A 17,805-nucleotide genomic window follows, 5' to 3' on the forward strand; every position below is an offset into this window, starting at 1 on the left:
TGTAGAGGGCGGCTCTCTACGTCTGTAGAGCCATCGCCTACGATGTGTGAGTGGCATCACCGGACACCTCCCGCGCCGCCCGCCTGGGCGACGCCGCCATCGAGGTCATCGCGGCGCGGGGCCTGCGCGGGTTGACGCACCGCGCCGTCGACGCGGCGGCCGGCCTCCCGGCCGGGTCGACCTCGTACTACGCCCGCACCCGCCTGGCCCTGCTGGAGCTGGTGTGCGACCGCCTCGTCGCCCTGGACAGCGCCGAGGCCGGGCTCGCCGACGGCCGGCCGCTGCCCGCCGACCTCGACGCGGTCGTCGCGCTCGGCGCGGGCTTCGCCCACCACGCGCTGCACGCCGGCCGGTCCCGGATGCTCGCCCGGTGGGAGCTGGCGATGGAGGCGACCCGCAACCCGGCGCTGCGGGAGCGGTACAACGCGGCCGGCGCCCGGTTCCGCGCGCCGATCGCCGCGGTCCTCGCCGCGCTGGGCTCGCCCGCGCCGCGGCGGCACGGCGGCATCGTCCTGCACTGGATGGAGGGCGTCGTCTTCGACGCGATCGTCGGCGCGGGCAGCGCGGCGCCGCCGGACCTCCCGAAGCTGCGCGCCGGCTTCCGGGAGCTGCTGGTGTGCCTGCTGGGCGGTCCGGGCGCCCGCCGCCCCGACTGAGCGGAACCGCCGTCGCCGTGCCGCGTCGCGGAGAAACGGGCCTGCGGGTGTTAAACACCGCTAATGGGGTAATCCGGTCGAGTTACGGAGCGGGCCGGAGGTGGCGGTGGGCAGGCACTCAGCACGACGGCGGCGCGGCGCCGCCTGGCCGGCGGCGGCCCTGGCGGTGGCGGGGCTCGCCGCGCTCCTGCCCTGGCGCGCCGTCACCGCGCAGGACGTCCGGTCGGCCGCGGGCCCGCCGGTCCGCATCATGCCGATGGGCGACTCCATCACCTGGGGGACCGGCAGCCGCGACGGCGGCGGCTGGCGGGCGCCGCTGTACGCGCGGCTCACCGCCGCCGGCCACCGCGTCGACTTCGTCGGGCCGCTGCGGCACGGCGCCGGCCCCGACCCGGACCTGGCCGCCTACCCGGGCTGGCGGGTGGACCGGCTGCGCGAGCGGGTACCCACCCTGATGGCCGCGTACCGCCCCGACATCGTGCTGATCCACGTCGGGACGAACGACCTGCGCCGCGTCGACCGGCTCGACAGCGTCGCCGAGCGCCTCGCCGCGCTGCTCGGCGAGATCCGCGCCAACCGGCCGTCGACCGCCGTCGTCCTGGCCCGGCTGGCGCCCGCCGACGAGCCGGCCGTGCAGGAGCGGATCGGCTGGTACAACGACCGGGTCGTGCTCCTGGCCCGGCGGTACGGCGCCGCCGTCGCCGACATGACCGCGCTGGACCCCCGCCGCGACCTCGCCGACCCGCTGCACCCCAACGACCGCGGGTACGCCGAGATGGCCGCCCGGTGGGCGGCGGCGCTCGCCCCGGCCCTGCCGCCCCGGCGGGCGTAGCGGGCCGGCGCCGCGGTCGGCGCACTCAGCCGCCGGGGGACTCCGGGCGGCCGGCGCGGCCGTCGCGGTGGCCGCGGGCGTACGCCTCGGCCACGCCCTCGGCGAACATGTCCTCGCTGCGGGCGCGCAGCAGGGCGGCCACCCCGGGGCCGTCGGGTTCGTCGCCGGTCAGCGGGTAGCCGCGGACGACCGCCACCGGCACGCCCGCGCACTTGCCCTTGACCAGCTCGGCCGCGGCCGCCAGCTCGTCGGCGACGGCGATCTGCGTGACGGTGAGCGGGTTGCCGTAGGGGTCGGTCTCCCCGCGGTGGTCGCGCAGCGGCGGCAGGCCGGCGCAGCCCAGGGCGAGGTCGGTCTGGCCGATCCGCCAGGCCCGGCCCGCGGTGTCCGAGACGATCACCGCGACGCGCCGGGCGTACCGGTCGCGCAGCGCCGCCCGCAGCGCGCGGGCGGAGGCGTCGGGGTCCCGCGGCAGCAGGGCCAGGCGCCCGGGCGGCACGTTGGACGCGTCGATCCCGGCCCCGTTGAGGACGAAGCCGTGGCGGGTGCGGACGATCCGCGTGCCGCCGCGCACGGCCACCACGTCGGTGCTCTCGGCGCGCACGGCCGCGGCGCGGGCCCGGTCCCGGTCCGGCCCCGCGGCGGGTACCGCGACCAGCCGCCCCTCCGCCTTCGACACGATCTTGCTCGTGACCACCACGACGTCGCCGGCCGCCAGGTCGGGCGCCGCGCCGTGGACGAGCGCCGCCAGGTCGTCCCCGGCGCCGACCTCGCCGATGCCGGTGACCGGCAGGATCCGCAACGTCATGCGGCCATGATGCCGCCGCCGGCCGGGGTCGCGCGCGCGGGGCAGCGCCGGCCGCGCCGGAGTGACGCTCGGCTACCGCATATGCCCGGTTGACTCCGCGAACAGGGTTGCGTGCGCTCTGTCGACTATTGCAGATAGTGATTGATCGGGGACGTTCTGGAACTTCCGGTGCGCGGCGCCGACCGCCGCCGGCCTGCGGCACCCTCGACAAGGGATCGATCGTGACCGATAGGTGGAGGTGATGTCTGTCCATTCGGCTCAATCCCCCGCGGTGCGCGCCGTTGAACCCGTCGAGAACCCGTTGCTACGTTGCGTGCACTCGGCGACGGCGTGCTCACTACACGCGGTCGCCTTGCCGTATGTCGCGCGGACGGACGGGGGGTACCGCGCCCCGCCGGTCAGCCGCGCGGGCGCCCTCCCGCCGGGCCGGGCGGGCGCCGTTGCCACGGCTCGACAAGGGAGGACCACCCACCATGACTCTGGACCGTCGCGACCTGCTGCGGTACGGCGCCGCCTCCGCGGCCGCCGCCGCCACCGCCGCCGGAGCCTCGTACGTGACCTCGGGCGCCACCGCGGCCACCCCGGCGCCGGACGACCCGCGGGACTTCGACCAGGAGTACAAGGGCAAGAAGATCAAGGGTGTCCACGACAAGGGCAACAAGAAGCACAAGGTGTCCATCAACGGCAAGAAGCTCGGGATCATGGTGCTGCAGGTGCCGGTGGCCGAGGACAGCAGGGAGACGATGGACGTCGCCATCAGCGCCCTGACCCACTACGAGCCCTTCCCCATCGACGAGAGAGACAAGAAGGACGGGCTGCTCAAGCTTGCGAAGAAGGCGGTCGAAACCCTCGGCGACGCCGAGCTGACCGACCTGGCCGGCGACGACCACGACCACCGCTGACCAGCCCCTCCCTTCCGCAGAAAGGCAGCCCATCGTGGGTACCCGCAAGAACGCGCGCGACCTCACCGCCACCGAGAAGACGGCCTTCGTCGCCGCGGTCAAGGCCCTCAAGGCCCAGGCCGGCGGCCGCAACTACGACTGGTTCGTCTCGACCCACATGCAGTACTTCGCCGTGGTCAACAGCCACCGGTACGCCCACCAGTCGCCGTCCTTCCTGCCGTGGCACCGGCAGTACCTGATCGAGTTCGAGAACGCCCTCAAGGTGCACAACCCGGCCGTCGACCTGCCGTACTGGGACTGGACCGTCGACCGCACCACGACGTCGGCGCCCTGGACCTCGGACTTCCTGGGCGGCAACGGCTCCGGCGGCAACGGCCCCGTCACCACCGGGCCGTTCGCCGGGTCGGCCAACTGGCGGATCAACGTCAGCAGCAGTACGTCCACGTCGCTGCGGCGGGCCATGGGCGGCACCCTGCCGTCGGCGGCCAACGTCAGCACGGTGCTGGGCGTGTCCACGTACGACGCGTCGCCGTGGAACAGCTCCAGCGGCAGCGGGATGCGCAACCGCATGGAGGGTTGGGTCAGCCCCAACATCCACAACTCGGTGCACGTGTGGGTCGGCGGGCACATGGCTCTGCAGGACTCGCCCAACGACCCGGTCTTCTGGCTGCACCACGCCAACATCGACCGGCTGTGGTCGCAGTGGCAGACCCGGTGGGGGTACGACAGCACCCGCTACCTGCCGGGCAGCGGCACCTCCGGCGTCGTGGACCTCAACGAGGTCCTCCAGCCCTTCACGGGCGTGCGGCCGGCCGACGTCCTGGACCACCGCCCCCGCTACACCTACGCCTGACCGGCGCGAGGGGCGCCCGGCGCGGGCGCCCCTCCCCGGCCCGGGCCAGCCGACGGGCGGTTCAGCGGCTCTGGGCGGCGCGCAGGGCGGCGCGGACCATGGCCTCCGTCGCATCGTCGTCGGTCATCCACAGGGGGACCGGGTGCACCGCGACGCCCGGCACCGCGGCGTCGGCGTCCACCTCGTCCACCAGCCAGGCGTCGAGCAGCCCGCCCGCGGACCGCGCGCCGTACAGCGCCCCCACGCCCGCTGCCGAGCACTGCGCCCCCACCGCCGCCAGGCACTTGTCCGCCATCCCGCGCACCGGCGTGCCGTCGATGATCGGCGACACGCCCACCACCGGCGCCGGTCCGGCGACGACGGCCTCGCGCAGCCCCGGTACCGCGAGGACCGGCGCGATGCTGACCACCGGGTTGCTGGGGGCGATCAGGACGACGTCGGCCGCCGCCAGCGCCTCGCACACCCCGGGCGCGGGCTCGGCCTGGTCCGCCCCGACGAAGACGAACCGGCGCGCGGCGAGCTGCGCCCGGTGCCGCACCCACCACTCCTGGAAGTGGATCGCCCGCTGCCCGTCGCCGTCCTCGACGACGACGTGCGTCTCCAGCCGCTGGTCGGTGGCCGGCAGCAGGTCCACCCCCGGCTTCCAGCGCCGGCTCAGCGCCGCCGCGACGGCCGAGAGCGGGTACCCGGCGTTGAGCATCGTGGTCCGCACCAGGTGGGTCGCCAGGTCCCGGTCACCGAGGCTGAACCACTGCGGCTCCGCCCCGTACGCCGCCAGCTCGTCGGCGACCGTCCAGCTCTCGCCGGCCCGCCCCCAGCCGCGCTCCGGGTCGGCGCCGCCGCCCAGGGTGTAGAGGACGGAGTCCAGGTCCGGGCAGATCCGCAGCCCGTGCATGATCGCGTCGTCGCCGACGTTCACCACCGCGGTGACCGCGGCGCCGTCCGCCGCCGCGTACGCCCGGACGCCCCGCAGGAAGCGCGCGCCACCGATCCCGCCCGTCAAGACCACGATCCGCATGGCTCCATCTTCGCCTGCCGGCGGCGTCCCGCGCATCATCCCGCCCCCGGTTCACCGCCGCAGCCGCGCCGCCGCCTCGCCCAGCACCCCGACGGCGGCCGCGAGCTGCCCGTCGGACAGGTACGGCGCCGGGCCGAGCCGCAGGTGCGCGCCGCGGTGGTCCACCCGGACGCCGTGCGCGGCGAGGTCCGCCCGCAGCGCCGCGGCGTGCGGGGTGCGCAGCGCCAGGAACCCGCCGAACGCCGCCGCCGGCCGGCCGCGGTCCCGGTCGACGACCTCCGGCGGCAGGTCCAGCGCGTCGAACGCCGCCGTCAGCACGGCCCGCTGGCGCAGCGCGACGTCCCGCAGCAGGGCCGGCGTCAGCCCCTGCGCGGCGTGGAAGTCCAGCACCGCCGCCGCGCGGTAGTGGCTCACCGGGTCGTAGGTGGCGCCGGCGAAGCGGTCGTCGCCGGTGACGTACCCGACCGCCGGGGGCGCGGGCGGCGGCACCGGTTCGGCGAACCAGCCGGTCAGCACCGGCCGCGCCGCGGCGGCGTGCGCCGGTACCCGCAGGAAGCAGTTGCCGCCGCCGAGCTGGAGGTACTTCAGCCCGCCGCCGACGAGCCAGGCGGTCGGCAGCGCGGCGGCGTCGACCGGGGCGACCCCCAGCGCGTGGTACACGTCCAGCAGCAGCTCCGCCCCGTGCCGGGTGCAGGCCGCCGCCAGGTCGGGCAGGTCCGGGACGCGCAGCGAGGTCTCGTACAGGACCGTCGACAGCAGGACGGCCGCCGTCCGGCCGTCCACCTCGCCGGCCACCCGGGCCGCCAGCGACCCGACCGGCTCGGCCGGTACCCGCACCACGCGCAGGCCCGCCTCGGCGAGCCGGTCGAGCTGCCGGCGCAGGCTGTGGAACTCGCCGTTGGTCGTCACCAGCCGCGGCCGGCGGGCCAGGTCGAGGGTCGAGAGGAACCGCAGGACCAGCTCGTGGGTGTGCGGCGCCAGGGCGACCGTCCCCGCCGGGTCCCCCAGCAGCGCGCGGTAGCCGGCGCGCACCCGGTCGGCCTGTGCCGCGGCCGGCGCCCAGGCGCCGTCGAGCAGGTCGGCGGCGTCGTCGCACGCGGCGAGCACGGCCGCGCGGGCGACGTCCGGCCAGGCCTGGAACGCGTGCCCGGTGAGGGCGAGCCGGGTGGCGACCCCGGCCCGCGCGTAGTGCGGGGCGAGGCGGGCGGCGACGGTTCCGGCGTCCATCCCGCCACCCTACGAGGACGCGGTGACGTACGGCGGCGACAGCGGACAGCCGCGACGATGGGTGACCGGTGCCCGGCCGCCCGGCTTGCTCTCGACACCTACGCTGGCCTGGTGACATCTTCACCGGCAGCCGACTACACCGCGACCCTGGCCCGGAAGCGGGCGGCCGCCGCGGTCCTCTTCCACGACGCCCGGGGGCGGGTGCTGATCGTGGAACCGACGTACAAGGACTACTGGGAAATCCCGGGCGGTGCGGTGAATGCCGACGAGTCGCCCCGCGACGCGGCGGCGCGGGAGATCAAGGAAGAGCTCGGGCTCGTGGTGCGGCCCGGCCGACTGCTGGCCGTGGACTGGGTGCCGCCGCGCGAAGGCCGCACCGAAGGGCTGATGTTCGTCTTCGACGGCGGCACGCTGACCGCGGCTGCTGCGGCCGCGGTCAAGCTGCCCGCCGACGAGCTGCGGTCCTGGCGGTGGTGTAGCCGGCAGGAGGCTGCCGAGCGGCTGTCGCCGCTGCTGGCACGACGGGCGGCGGCGGCGTGGGAGGCCGCGCTGGCCGGATCGACGGTCTACCTGGAGAACGGCTACGCCTGACCGGAACACCAGTAGCCGGGGCGGCGCCACCGACGCCGCCCCGGCCGCTGGCTCAGGCCGCGCTCCTGATCCCTTCGATTCCCTTCGATTCGGGATCAGGAGCTCTGCCCGACGTGCCGTAAGCGGTCAGCAGGGTGCCGCCGGCCGAGCGATACAGGGCGTCGTGAATGCCGTCGGCGTACAGCAGCCCACCGAGGTCCGCGCGGGCCTTGGCGATCGGCGAGCCGGCAACGAATCCAGCAGCGCCGATCAAGGGCGCCAGTTCTGCGACGGCGCGATGTGCGACGTCAACGCCGACCGCCTTCCCGACTCGGGCGGCCAGATCAGCATGTGGGTGGCCGGTCGCCGCCAGTCGGCTGGTATGCAGGGTGGCCAGCAGCGCGGCGGTCAGCTCGCCGTGCGCGCGGCCCAATGCGATCAGCGCGTTGTCGCGGACGCGATCGATGACGCCGGCTGCGTGTCTGCCGGCAAGGGTCCGGCGGACCAGGGTGTGGACTCCGGCCGCGGCGCCCAATGCCGTAGCGCCGACCAGCGGCCGGAAGGCCGTGAAGTGCTGGCGGAACACCGCCAGGCCGGCGCCAGGACCTCCGAGGAGGTCAACGGTCGGGTCCACTGCGACGTCGCGCAGTTGCAGAGCGCCCCAGGACCAGCCGCCAAGCCCTACCGGTGGTGTGAGCTGCCGGGTGAGGCCCGGCCGGTCAGTGTCCACGACGGCGGCGGTGATCGCCGAGTGCGGGTCGCGGAAGAACACCACCAGCGCTGTCGCTTCGGCCAGCCGTGATACCCAGCACTTCTCGCCGGACAGCAGCCAGCGGCTGCCGACTTCCCGGGCGCTGGTGCTGATCTGGCGGATGCGTGACCCGCCGTGCCGCTCGGTAGCGGCGATGCCGACCAGCGCGCCGCCGTCGACGCGCTGCCGCCAGAGCGCCGCGGTCCCGGCGGGCGCGTGGCGCACGATCATCGCGGCGTGCCCGGCGCCGGTGGCGTCACGGAAGTCAAGGTCATGGAACCCGGCGACAAACTGGGCGAGGGTCTGCCACATCGGCCCGCCGCGGTACCCGCGACCGGCGAGCTCGGTGCGCAGCGCGAGCAACCACCGCGGCCTGTCCGGGGCTCCGGCCGGCGGCGCCGCCGACGCGAGGTCCGCGATCGAGTCGGCCAGCCCTGCCAGCCGATGCCAACCCCGAAGGTTGACTTCCGGCACCGCGTCGCGCAGCGGCTCCAGCCACTCCAGCGCAGCGGTCACCGGGTCGCTGCCGTCCTGGCCGGAACGCCGTAGACGACCGCGTCCGGGGCGACATTTCGGGTGACGACGGCGCCGGCGCCGACCAGCGCCCGCGCTCCGACAGTAATCCCGGCCATGACCACTACCCCGGAACCCACCCTGCATCCGTACTCGAAGTGCGGCGGCCGCAGCGGTTGCTCGTGGGCTGGATCACGCCAGATCAACTCCTTGTCGTTGACCGTGCGGACTCCGGCGCCGAGAAACACCCGGTCGGCGATCACCGTGTCGGCGGTGATGTGCGAGCCGGGCGAGCATCGCACCCCCGAGCCGATGCGGGCGCCGCGCTCGACGGTGAGGTTCGCCGCCAGCTGGCTGCTCGACCCCACCGTGACTCCGGTGCGCAGCAGCACGTGATGACCGAGGGTGCTGTCATCTCCCACCGTAACGCCGGCGTAGAGCACTGCCCCAGCGCGTAGCACCACCCCGGAACCGATCACGGTCTCGGCGGCAGCGCCGACATACACATTCCGCACCGCATAGCCGTACTCCGGTTCGCCCACAATCGCCCGGTGTCCTATTCGCGCGTCGGAGCCCAGCCTGACCCCGCCGTGGACGACCGCGCCCGCGCCGATCACCACGCGGTCGCCGAGGACTATCGGCCGTAGCTTGCCCGTCATGTCCTGCGGCCAGAACACCGACGACGGGTGGATCGTGCACTGCTCCCCGACGGCCAACAGCCCGGCATGGTGCAAGTCCGTGGCTGTCGCCGCGGCCTGCATGAACGAGTGGGTGTACATCACCGTGGCATCCCTTCAACCGAACCGGCTGAACCGCCGGCGGACCCCTACTGCACCGCCGTGACGGCCGCGGACACAGGCCCCGTGTGGACTGCGCAAGGCGCTTGCGTTACGTGCAACAGCCGGTCACGCTAATGGCGCGAACCTGCGTCGACGCGGAGGTGGCGTGTGGCTCAACAGGCACGATGGAGCGACCTTCCAACGGTCGGTGCTGCCATCGCTGACGGTCAGGTCGGCCCCGTCCTGCGGGCGGCCCGCACCGCGGCCGGCTGGACGCTGGAGCAGGTTGCCGCCCGGATGCAGCTGTCCGCCTCCGTGCTCTCGCGGCTCGAGTGCGGGCGGCGGGCGCCGCGTTCGATCGCGGAGCTGCGCCGCTTGGCCCGCGCGTACGGCGTGCCGGATGACCTGCTCGGCCTGTCGGCGACTGTCACCGCGGCCCAGCCGCCAGGCATGGTTAACCTGGAACCGGCCCGAGAAGACGGCGGTGATCGGATGCATCGACGTAACCTGCTCGGCGGCACCGTCGCAGTAGCCGCGGCCGCCGCCTTGCCCGCCGGCACCGCCGCTGCGGACCCCCTGAAAGATGTGATCTTCGGTCGGATCGCCGTCGAACCACTACCGCCAGCGCAGCTACACGTCCAGCTCGCCGCCGCAGCCGCCGACTTCCGCGCCTGCCGATACCAGCAACTCGCTCGCCGCCTGCCTCGGCTCGTGGCCCAGGCAACCGCCACCCACGCCGCAGCCGCGAGCGAGGAGCAAGCGGCCGCCGCCGGCGACGTGACCCGCGCCTACGGCATCGCGACCCAACTGCTCATCAAGCTTCACGACGACGGCATGGCATGGGCGACCGCCGACCGCGCCAGCCAGGCCGCGACCGCCAGCGACGATCCACTGCTGCGAGCTGAAGCGGCCCGACTGGCCGCCACTGTCGCGCGTCGTGGCCAACGCCGCGACTCCGCCCAACGCCTCATGCTGCGCGCCGCCGCCGAACTCAGCGCCGCCACCGGCCTGAACCGGCCCGTCGAAGCCACCGCATACGGACACCTGCTGGCCGCAGCCGCGTACACCGCCGCCATCCGCGATGACCGCGACACGGCGTGGAGCCTGCTCGACGAGGCCGAACACGCCCACCACCGCGCCGGCAGTCACCCCAGCGCGACGCTGGCGACAATCGATCTGTACGTCTACAGGATCAGCGTGGCGCGCAAACTGGGCGACTATGGAGCCGCCGTCGACTACGCCCGCCAGGTCGACCCATCAAAGATCAAAACCATTGAGCGGCGCGCACGTTACTGGGAGGACACCGCCCTTGCCTTGCACGGCCGTGGCCGTCCCGGCCCCGCCTTCCAGGCCCTCACGGCGGCCGAACGTAACGCTCCGCAAGAGGTCCGGTACCGCCCCTGGGCCACCAGCCTCACCGCCGAACTACTGCGTCAGCCACGGCACACCGTGCCCGGAATCGAGCAGTTCGCGCAGCGTGTGGGAGTGCGCTAGTCCCTGTACGGCGGTGCGACGCCACCAGCAGCGCGCCGCAGAGATCACCCCTCATTGCTCGGAGAATCCAGTGAGACGTGAGTTGTCGCAACGATCCGGAGTCCGAAACCGTGTATCAGACTGACCGGACCAGCTACGTCGTACGGGGTTGCGTGGGTGAGGACGCCGGGCGCTTGCGCCACGAACCTGCCGGAGGGGGAGACCGCTATGGAAATTCCCGCTCGCCTGATCCCGTTGTTCAAGACCCTGTAGGTCATCGTGCGGGACATCGACGTGGACTCCTTCGAGGCTTGTCTTCGGGGCATCCGTATCGGCTGGCGTCACCTGGAGTTGCGCGACTCCTACGGTGTGGCTGACGAGAACGAGGCGCTTCGCGCCTGGCAACGCGGCGAGGAGTACCAGTTGCAGGGTCTCGACAGCCTCTGCCAGTTCTTCGGTGACCTCGCGGCCAGGGGCAGGGTGCTGCAGCGTGTGAAGGTGGTGTCGGAGCCGCTGAGCGACTACCAACAGTGGTCGTTGAATGTCTCGCGTCGGGTGGCACGGTCGGGTGAGGAAATCCGGGTCGTGAACCGTAAGGTCGTGGCAACGCTGCTCGTCCCACCGGCCGACTTCTACGTGCTGGACGGCACGCGAGCCCTGTTCCTGCACCACGACGGGAACGGAGGCACCGGAACCTTCAGCATCACCGACGACCGGTCGGTCGTCCTACGGTGCATCGACAGCTTCAGTGCGGTGTGGGACGCTGCCGCACCTCTCGACAGCTACCTTGGACCCGGGTAGTGCGGCGGAACGCGGGCGCCGAGAACTAGGTGCACGGCTGCGTTCCCTCCGTCGTGCGGCAGGAGTGACAGCCCGGTCTCTGTCTGCGGAGATCGGGCTCCACTCCACCACCATGTCGAAGATCGAAAACGGTCGGCGTTTCCCTACGGAGGCGAACGTTGCGGCCTGGTGCGCCGCCTGTGGCTGTCCCGGAGAGGCGCCGGCGATCATCGAACGCCTGCAGACAATCGAGTCGGCCTACGAGGAGTGGGCGCGTGTCGTCCGGCGTAGTGGCCTACGCGTCCGCTCCGGCCTGCACTCTCAGGTGAGCTTCGAGAACACCAGGCTTTTCCGAATCGACGAGCCGATCGTCGTGCCAGGCCTGTTTCAGGTCCCGGCGTACACCCGACAGATGCACCGCTTCATGTTCCACCTCCTGGGGCGCTCCGAGGAGTCCCTCGAAGATGGGCTCACCTTCTGGGCGCAACGGACCGAAGCCACGCTCGACGCCCGTCGCCGTATCGTCGCAGTCCTCGGCGAGCAGGTGCTCTACACCCGCATCACGTCGGAGTCCGACCACGTCTTCCAGCTCACCCACCTGTTGAATCTCGCGGAGCGCCAGTACATCTCGCTGGGCATCATTCCCGCCGCCGCCGCGCGGTGGGGCGTGAGCAACATCGGCTTCTGGATCTACGACTCCTCCACTGTGGCGATGGAGACACCGACCGCCTGCATCCAGGTGAGAAGCGCAGCCGAAGTAGCGCTGTATGTGAAAATGTTCAACGATTTGCAGAGGGTGGCGGTTCACGGACGGGAAGCCCGCCGGCTCATCACGGAGGCGCTGGCGGAGCTGTAGTCCTCCGGCCGCCCGGGTCGCGGTCTCCGTCGCACCGTCGCCCCCGATCGTTACCCTTGGTGCCGCGCCCGGTCGCCCACCGCCGCCGACCGCCGTCCGACCGGGCAGCCAAGCGCCGATCCGCACCGCATGGGAGGCAGCACGTTGAGCCCGGAGACCGCACCGCCCACCGACCCCCGCGAGGCCGCCGCCGGGATGCGTGCGTGGTTCGCGTACGCGCTCGTCGGCGCCAACGCGGCACTCCTGCTGGCGGCCCTGGTCGGGCTGCTGCCCAGCGGCCGGGGGCCGTACTCGCTGTACGCGGCGGGCCGGTTCAGCAGCTTCATCAACGTGGCCACGATCGGCTTCCCGGTCGCCGCCGTGTACCTGGCCACCCACCGCCGCCCGCGCCTGCCCGGCGCCCGCCTGGTGACCCTGGCCGCCCTGGTCGAGCTGGGGGTGGCCGCCGCCTGCGGGACCCTGTTCGGCGCGATGATCGGCCTGTACGGCCTGGTCAGCTACGGACCCGGGGCGGCCGCCGGCCTCCAGGCGATGCTCACCTGGCTGGCCTACCTGGGGTTGCTGGCCGTGGCGGCGGTCTACGGGCTGCGGGTGTGGCGGGCGCTGTTCGCCCGGCGCCGCGGGCCCGCCGGCTCCCCGGCGGTGCCGACCGACCGGGCGGGCGGCCCGCCCGCGGACCGCACGACGTTCCTGCGCGCCGGTGGCGCGCCGCCCGAGCAGACCTCGTTCCTGCGGACCGGCGCCGCCCCAGGCGCCACCGCGGCCCCCGGCGGTGCGTCCGGCTCCCTGGGAGCGGCCGGTCGCCGCGGGATGTCCGGGCTCTCCGAACCGGCCGGTACCTCGATCGGCGGCCACGGCAACACCGCGCCGAGCGGCGCCACCGCGCCGATGGGCGGCCTCCCCGGGCCGGTCGTGCCCGCGCCGTCGGCCGCGGACGCACCGACCCGGGTCGACGCACCGGCGGCGGGCGCGGCACCGGGGCGTGCGCCCGGCGCGGCCGGGCCGTCGGGCGACGCGCCGACGGCCGCGGGCCAGCCCGCCCCGCCGCCGCCCGCACCCGAGCCGCCGACCGTGTTCGTCCCCGCCTCCGCGACGCCGTACCAGGGCGGCCCGCCCACGGTGGTCCCCGCCGCGCCCGTGGCCCGCCCGCCCCGTGCCGTCCCCCGCTCCGGCGCGGTGTACGGCGCGCCCTCGCGCCGCCCGTCCCCGGACGTCGCCGCGGCGCTCGCGGGCCAGGATCCGGACCGCGCGGCGCCCCCGCCCCCTGACGCGACCCAGGTGCTCAGCGGGCCGGAAGGCACCCAGATCCTGCCGAAGGCGACCCGCCCCGGCCCCGAGACCACCCACCTGCTGCCGCCGCACGAACGCTGAGCGCGACCACCCGACCGGTGACTATGGTCACTGGACCGCGGCGCGCCGGTACCGGCGGCGCCCGCTCCGGGGTGGACGGCCCTACCCTGCGAAGAATGGCGGGTGAGGCGGGGCTGCGCAGGGCGCTGCGGCGGGCGGCCGAGGGCCGGTCGCTCGATGTGGACGAGGCGGCGGTCCTGCTGGGCGCCCGGGGCGCCGCGCTCGACGAGCTCGCGGCGGCGGCCGGCGCGGTCCGGGACGCCGGCCTCGCCGCCGCGGGCCGGCCGGGGGTCGTCACCTACTCCCGCAAGGTGTTCGTGCCGCTGACCCGCCTGTGCCGGGACCGCTGCCACTACTGCACGTTCGCCACGGTGCCGCACCGCCTGCCGGCGCCGTACCTCGAACGCGACGAGGTACTGGCCATCGCCCGGGCGGGCGCCGCGGTCGGCGCGAAGGAGGCGCTGTTCACCCTCGGCGACCGGCCGGAGGCGCGCTGGCCGGCCGCGGGGGAGTGGCTGGCGGCGCGGGGGTACGCCTCCACACTCGACTACCTGCGGGCGTGCGCGATCGCGGTACTGGAGGAGACCGGGCTGCTGCCGCACCTGAACCCGGGCGTACTGAGCTGGTCCGAGCTGCACCGGCTGCGCCCGGTGGCGCCCAGCATGGGGATGATGCTGGAGACGACGGCGTCCCGGCTGTACACCGAGCCCGGCGGCCCGCACCACGGGTCCCCGGACAAGGACCCGGCCGTCCGGCTGCGGGTGCTGGAGGACGCCGGCCGGGTCGGGGTGCCGTTCACCACGGGCATCCTGGTCGGCATCGGCGAGACCGCGGCCGAGCGGGCCGAGTCGCTGTTCGCCGTCCGGGCGGTGGCCCGGCGGTACGGGCACGTCCAGGAGGTGATCATCCAGAACTTCCGCGCCAAGCCGGACACCGCGATGCGCGCGGCCCCCGACGCCGGGCTGGCGGCGCTGGCCGCGACGGTGGCCGTGGCGCGGCTGGTCCTGGGTCCGCGCGCGCGCATCCAGGCGCCGCCCAACCTCGTCAACGGCGCGTACGGGCTGCTGCTGCGGGCCGGCATCGACGACTGGGGCGGCGTCTCGCCGGTCACGCCGGACCACGTCAACCCCGAGCGGCCCTGGCCCGCCATCGACGTGCTGGCGGCGCGGACCGCGGCGGCCGGGTTCGCGCTGCGCGAGCGCCTCACGCTGTACCCGGAGTTCGTGGCCGCACCCGACGGCTGGCTGGACCCGCGCCTGCTGCCGCACGTGCGCGCCCTCGCCGCGCCGTCGGGCCTGGCCGACCCCGACGCCCGCCCGGTCGGCCTGCCCTGGCAGGAGCCAGAGGCCACCCCGACTGCCACCCGCGCCGGGGCCGGCGCCCCCCCGCGCCCCGCCCCGGACCCCCGCCGGCCGAACCGCCCGCCCGACCCCGCCCGCAGGTCCGACCAGGACGGGACGCCCGACCCGGACGGGGTGCCCGACCCGGACCGCGGGCGGGGGCCGGGCCGGCTGCGTGGTCCCGGGCGGGGGCTGCCGGCCGACGTCGCCGCCGGGCTGCGGCTGGCCGCCGAGGACCCGGCCCGGCTGCTCCTGCCGCAGTACGCCGACGCCGCCCTCGCGCTCCTGCACGCCGACGGGCCGGCCCTGGACGCGCTGGCCGCCGCGGCCGACGACGTGCGCCGCGACGCGGTCGGCGACGTGGTGACCTACGTGGTCAACCGCAACATCAACTTTTCGAACATCTGCTACGTGGGCTGCCGGTTCTGTGCGTTCGCCCAGCGCGAGCGGGACGCCGACGCGTACCGGCTGACGGTGGAGGAGGTCGCCCGGCGGGCCGTCGAGGCGCGCGCCGCCGGGGCGACCGAGGTCTGCCTGCAGGGCGGGATCGACCCCAAGCTGCCGGTGACGGTGTACCCGGACATGGTCCGCGCGATCAAGGCGGCCGTGCCCGGGATGCACGTGCACGCGTACTCGCCGATGGAGATCGTGACGGCCGCCGCGAAGGCCGGCGTCCCCGTCCGGGACTGGCTGGTCCGGCTGCGCGAGGCCGGCCTGGACACCATCCCGGGTACGGCGGCGGAGATCCTCGACGACGAGGTCCGCTGGGTGCTGACCAAGGGCAAGCTGCCGGCGGCCACCTGGGTCGAGGTGGTGACGACGGCGCACGAGCTGGGGCTGCGCTCGACGTCCACGATGATGTACGGCCACGTCGACCATCCCCGGCACTGGCTGACGCACTTCCGCGTACTCGCCGAAATCCAGGACGCCACGGGCGGCTTCACCGAGTTCGTGCCGCTGCCCTTCGTCCACACCCAGTCGCCGATCTACCTCGCCGGGGTCGCGCGGCCGGGCGCGACGTGGCGGGAGAGCCGCGCGGTGCACGCGATGGCCCGGCTGCTGCTGCACGGCCGTATCCGGCACGTCCAGGCGTCATGGGTCAAACTGGGGGACGACGCCACCGTCGCGCTGCTGCGCGGGGGCGTCGACGATGTCGGCGGGACGTTGATGGAGGAGAGCATTTCCCGGATGGCGGGTGCCGCGCACGGATCCGCGCGGTCGGCGGCCGACCTGCGCACGCTCGCCCACCGTGCAGGGTTTACGGTCAGGCAGCGTACGACGACGTACGGTGATGCGGAAGACCTGGATCGGACCTTTCCCTCCCGCGAGGATTTTTCCGGGGTGACTCGCGGGTAGAGGCGTTACCCAACGCCGGTTCGGTCGATAGGCAGCGGTGAGGGAGCACTCAGGCGGTCACCTTATTTATCAGGTTCCGCTTGACGACGCACGTATTACACGCGTGTAATTTCCTCGGGGCTGCTGTAGTGCGGGCGTGGGGTCCGGGGGGCACGGAGCGGGCGACCACCGGCTGGACCTGCGGCGGGGTGGTGCCGGCACCGGGGACGGGCGTCACGTCGATCGCCATCGGCAGAGCGGAATGTGGGGGATTTGCACCGGTTTAACCGCTGGTGCACCAGAAGGGGGCATGCTGATGGAGGGCCGTCCAGTCGTCGCCGATCTGCTCGGCGACGCGCCGGAATGGCAGGAGCGCGCACTGTGCTCCCAGACCGACCCGGAGGCATTCTTCCCGGAGAAGGGCGGGTCGACGCGCGAGGCGAAGCGGATCTGCTCGCGCTGCGAGGTCCGCAACGACTGCCTGGAGTACGCGCTCGGGCACGACGAGCGGTTCGGCATCTGGGGCGGGCTCAGCGAGCGGGAGCGGCGCAAGCTCAAGCGCCGCGTCGCGTAGCCGGCGGGCGGCCGACGGGGGCTGGCCGCCGCGGGCGGCTACTCCAACTCGTCGGGGTCGACGCCGAGGAGGTTGGCGAGCTGTTCGAGCACCACGTCGTGGATGAGGTCGGCCAGGTCCTCGCGGTCGGCCGCCCGGAACTCCAGGGGCCGGCGGTACAGGATGATCCGCGGGGGCATCGGCTGCCGGCCCGGCCGGCCGGGCAGCAGGCGGGCGAGGGGGACCTCGCCGTCCTCCAGGACGTCGGAGTCGTAGATGTTCAGCTCCGGCGGCACGTCCTCGACCGCGAACTCGACCGCCGTCAGCTCGCGGCCGTGCCGGCGTTCGAGGGACTCCACGGCGTCCAGGACCAGGTCGTCGAAGACCTCGGCGCGGGTGCGGGCCGACGGTACCGTCGCCGGCACGAGCCGGCCGCGCAGGCCGCGGCCGTGCCGGTCCCGGCGCCGGCGCGCGCCGCCGCGGCCGGAGCCCGGGCGCGTGCCGCCGCCGGGACCGCCGTCCGGGCCGGCGCCGCCGTCCCTGGCCGCGCCGGTGTCCCGGGCGGCGCCGCCGTCTCCGGGCGCGCTGTTGTCTCTGGCCGCGCTGCGCCGCGACTCGGCGTCGGACATGCTCACCCGGCCAGGCTAATCCACCCGCCCGCCGAACCGGCCGCGGCCCGATCCCGGGCATAGAGCGGCGAAACCGGCCTTACCTGTCCGAAAACTCCGCGATCGCGGCCGGGCGCGGCGACACCGGTGTTGTCGACCGTGTCGCAGGGCCGGCGTGTCGCGCCCGAACGGGACGCCGGGGCCCGGGCGGGACGATAACGTGCCCGCCGTGAGGTCACCACGACGCTGCTCCCGAAACGGCTGTCCGCGGCAGGCCGTCGCGACGTTGACCTACGTCTACGCGGAGTCCACCGCGGTGGTCGGCCCGCTGGCGGCCTACCCCGAGCCGCACACCTACGACCTGTGCGAGCTGCACGCCCGCAACCTGACCGCCCCGCGCGGCTGGGACCTGGTCCGGCACGAGGGCGAGTTCGAGCCGCCGCCGCCCACCACCGACGACCTGGTCGCGCTGGCCGAGGCGGTCCGCGAGGCCGGCCGGCCGGTCCCGCGCCAGGACGACGCCCCGCCCGACGGGCCGCACACCGGCCGCCGCGGCCACCTGCGCGTCATCCCGCCCGCCTAGCGCCACCCCGGGCGCCGC

General features: G+C 74.4%; 17 protein-coding genes and 1 pseudogene. 12 read left to right on the top strand and 6 right to left on the bottom strand.

Translation table 11 applies throughout. From position 1 onward, the window contains the following. The first annotated feature begins 50 nt into the window (after window positions 1–50). Together IEY75_RS02370 and IEY75_RS02375 are read left to right on the top strand one after the other, a co-directional pair. A complete protein-coding gene (locus tag IEY75_RS02370) occupies window positions 51–656 on the top strand; it encodes a TetR/AcrR family transcriptional regulator (RefSeq protein WP_189112463.1) in 606 nt (201 codons plus the stop codon). Between the two features lie 106 nt (window positions 657–762). After that, the gene (locus tag IEY75_RS02375) at window positions 763–1,488 is read left to right on the top strand and encodes an SGNH/GDSL hydrolase family protein (RefSeq protein ID WP_189112464.1); all 726 of its coding nucleotides are present in this window, start codon (window positions 763–765) and stop codon (window positions 1,486–1,488) included. A gap of 40 nt (window positions 1,489–1,528) precedes the next feature. Here IEY75_RS02375 and IEY75_RS02380 read toward each other — a convergent pair. Then, a pseudogene (locus IEY75_RS02380) lies at window positions 1,529–2,296 on the bottom strand (coenzyme F420-0:L-glutamate ligase); the annotation flags it as partial. A 473-nt stretch (window positions 2,297–2,769) separates the two neighbouring features. On the opposite strand from IEY75_RS02380, the gene IEY75_RS02385 reads away from it, so the two are divergent. Further along, window positions 2,770–3,198 (top strand): tyrosinase family oxidase copper chaperone, encoded by a 429-nt coding sequence (locus IEY75_RS02385; RefSeq protein WP_189112466.1) that lies wholly within the window; start codon window positions 2,770–2,772, stop codon window positions 3,196–3,198. 34 nt (window positions 3,199–3,232) lie between these two features. Further along, a complete protein-coding gene (locus tag IEY75_RS02390) occupies window positions 3,233–4,051 on the top strand; it encodes a tyrosinase family protein (RefSeq protein ID WP_189112467.1) in 819 nt (272 codons plus the stop codon). A gap of 61 nt (window positions 4,052–4,112) precedes the next feature. On the opposite strand, the gene cofD is transcribed toward IEY75_RS02390, so the two are convergent. Together cofD and IEY75_RS02400 are read right to left on the bottom strand one after the other, a co-directional pair. Next, a complete protein-coding gene (cofD, locus tag IEY75_RS02395) occupies window positions 4,113–5,069 on the bottom strand; it encodes a 2-phospho-L-lactate transferase (RefSeq protein ID WP_189112468.1) in 957 nt (318 codons plus the stop codon). 51 nt (window positions 5,070–5,120) lie between these two features. Then, window positions 5,121–6,296, bottom strand: a complete 1,176-nt coding sequence (locus IEY75_RS02400; protein ID WP_189112469.1) for an aminotransferase class V-fold PLP-dependent enzyme — start codon at window positions 6,294–6,296, stop codon at window positions 5,121–5,123. Window positions 6,297–6,407: 111 nt separating this feature from the next. On the opposite strand from IEY75_RS02400, the gene IEY75_RS02405 reads away from it, so the two are divergent. Further along, complete coding sequence (locus IEY75_RS02405; protein ID WP_229789276.1) at window positions 6,408–6,887, top strand: NUDIX domain-containing protein; 480 nt, start codon at window positions 6,408–6,410, stop codon at window positions 6,885–6,887. Between the two features lie 52 nt (window positions 6,888–6,939). On the opposite strand, the gene IEY75_RS02410 is transcribed toward IEY75_RS02405, so the two are convergent. Then, on the bottom strand, window positions 6,940–8,133 hold the full coding sequence (locus IEY75_RS02410) for an acyl-CoA dehydrogenase family protein (RefSeq protein ID WP_229789277.1): 1,194 nt from the start codon (window positions 8,131–8,133) through the stop codon (window positions 6,940–6,942). Then, window positions 8,130–8,909 (bottom strand): DapH/DapD/GlmU-related protein, encoded by a 780-nt coding sequence (locus IEY75_RS02415; RefSeq protein ID WP_189112612.1) that lies wholly within the window; start codon window positions 8,907–8,909, stop codon window positions 8,130–8,132. The genes IEY75_RS02410 and IEY75_RS02415 overlap by 4 nt, the downstream gene beginning before the upstream one ends. A 168-nt stretch (window positions 8,910–9,077) precedes the next feature. Here IEY75_RS02415 and IEY75_RS02420 point away from each other — a divergent pair, with 168 nt between their 5' ends. The 6 genes from IEY75_RS02420 to IEY75_RS02445 all read left to right on the top strand — a co-directional run bounded on the left by IEY75_RS02420 (window position 9,078) and on the right by IEY75_RS02445 (window position 16,617). Then, window positions 9,078–10,403: a helix-turn-helix domain-containing protein gene (locus IEY75_RS02420; protein WP_189112471.1), complete on the top strand. Its 1,326-nt coding sequence runs from the start codon at window positions 9,078–9,080 to the stop codon at window positions 10,401–10,403. Between the two features lie 258 nt (window positions 10,404–10,661). After that, on the top strand, window positions 10,662–11,183 hold the full coding sequence (locus tag IEY75_RS02425) for a DUF6879 family protein (protein WP_189112472.1): 522 nt from the start codon (window positions 10,662–10,664) through the stop codon (window positions 11,181–11,183). Beyond that, window positions 11,131–12,018 carry a Scr1 family TA system antitoxin-like transcriptional regulator gene (locus IEY75_RS02430; RefSeq protein WP_268244319.1) on the top strand — a complete coding sequence of 296 codons (888 nt, stop codon included), beginning with the start codon at window positions 11,131–11,133 and terminating at the stop codon, window positions 12,016–12,018. Before IEY75_RS02425 ends, IEY75_RS02430 begins: the two co-directional genes overlap by 53 nt. A gap of 144 nt (window positions 12,019–12,162) precedes the next feature. Further along, window positions 12,163–13,389: a hypothetical protein gene (locus tag IEY75_RS02435; protein ID WP_189112474.1), complete on the top strand. Its 1,227-nt coding sequence runs from the start codon at window positions 12,163–12,165 to the stop codon at window positions 13,387–13,389. Between the two features lie 95 nt (window positions 13,390–13,484). Further along, on the top strand, window positions 13,485–16,064 hold the full coding sequence (locus tag IEY75_RS02440) for a bifunctional FO biosynthesis protein CofGH (RefSeq protein WP_189112475.1): 2,580 nt from the start codon (window positions 13,485–13,487) through the stop codon (window positions 16,062–16,064). Between the two features lie 295 nt (window positions 16,065–16,359). Further along, complete coding sequence (locus IEY75_RS02445; protein WP_189112476.1) at window positions 16,360–16,617, top strand: WhiB family transcriptional regulator; 258 nt, start codon at window positions 16,360–16,362, stop codon at window positions 16,615–16,617. 38 nt (window positions 16,618–16,655) lie between these two features. On the opposite strand, the gene IEY75_RS02450 is transcribed toward IEY75_RS02445, so the two are convergent. Then, a complete protein-coding gene (locus IEY75_RS02450; RefSeq protein ID WP_229789300.1) occupies window positions 16,656–17,036 on the bottom strand; it encodes a metallopeptidase family protein in 381 nt (126 codons plus the stop codon). 397 nt (window positions 17,037–17,433) lie between these two features. On the opposite strand from IEY75_RS02450, the gene IEY75_RS02455 reads away from it, so the two are divergent. Further along, on the top strand, window positions 17,434–17,787 hold the full coding sequence (locus IEY75_RS02455; RefSeq protein ID WP_189112477.1) for a DUF3499 domain-containing protein: 354 nt from the start codon (window positions 17,434–17,436) through the stop codon (window positions 17,785–17,787). The last annotated feature ends 18 nt before the right edge of the window (window positions 17,788–17,805 follow it).

Origin of the sequence: Pilimelia terevasa (assembly GCF_014647915.1) — a bacterium.
Classification (GTDB): domain Bacteria; phylum Actinomycetota; class Actinomycetes; order Mycobacteriales; family Micromonosporaceae; genus Pilimelia; species Pilimelia terevasa.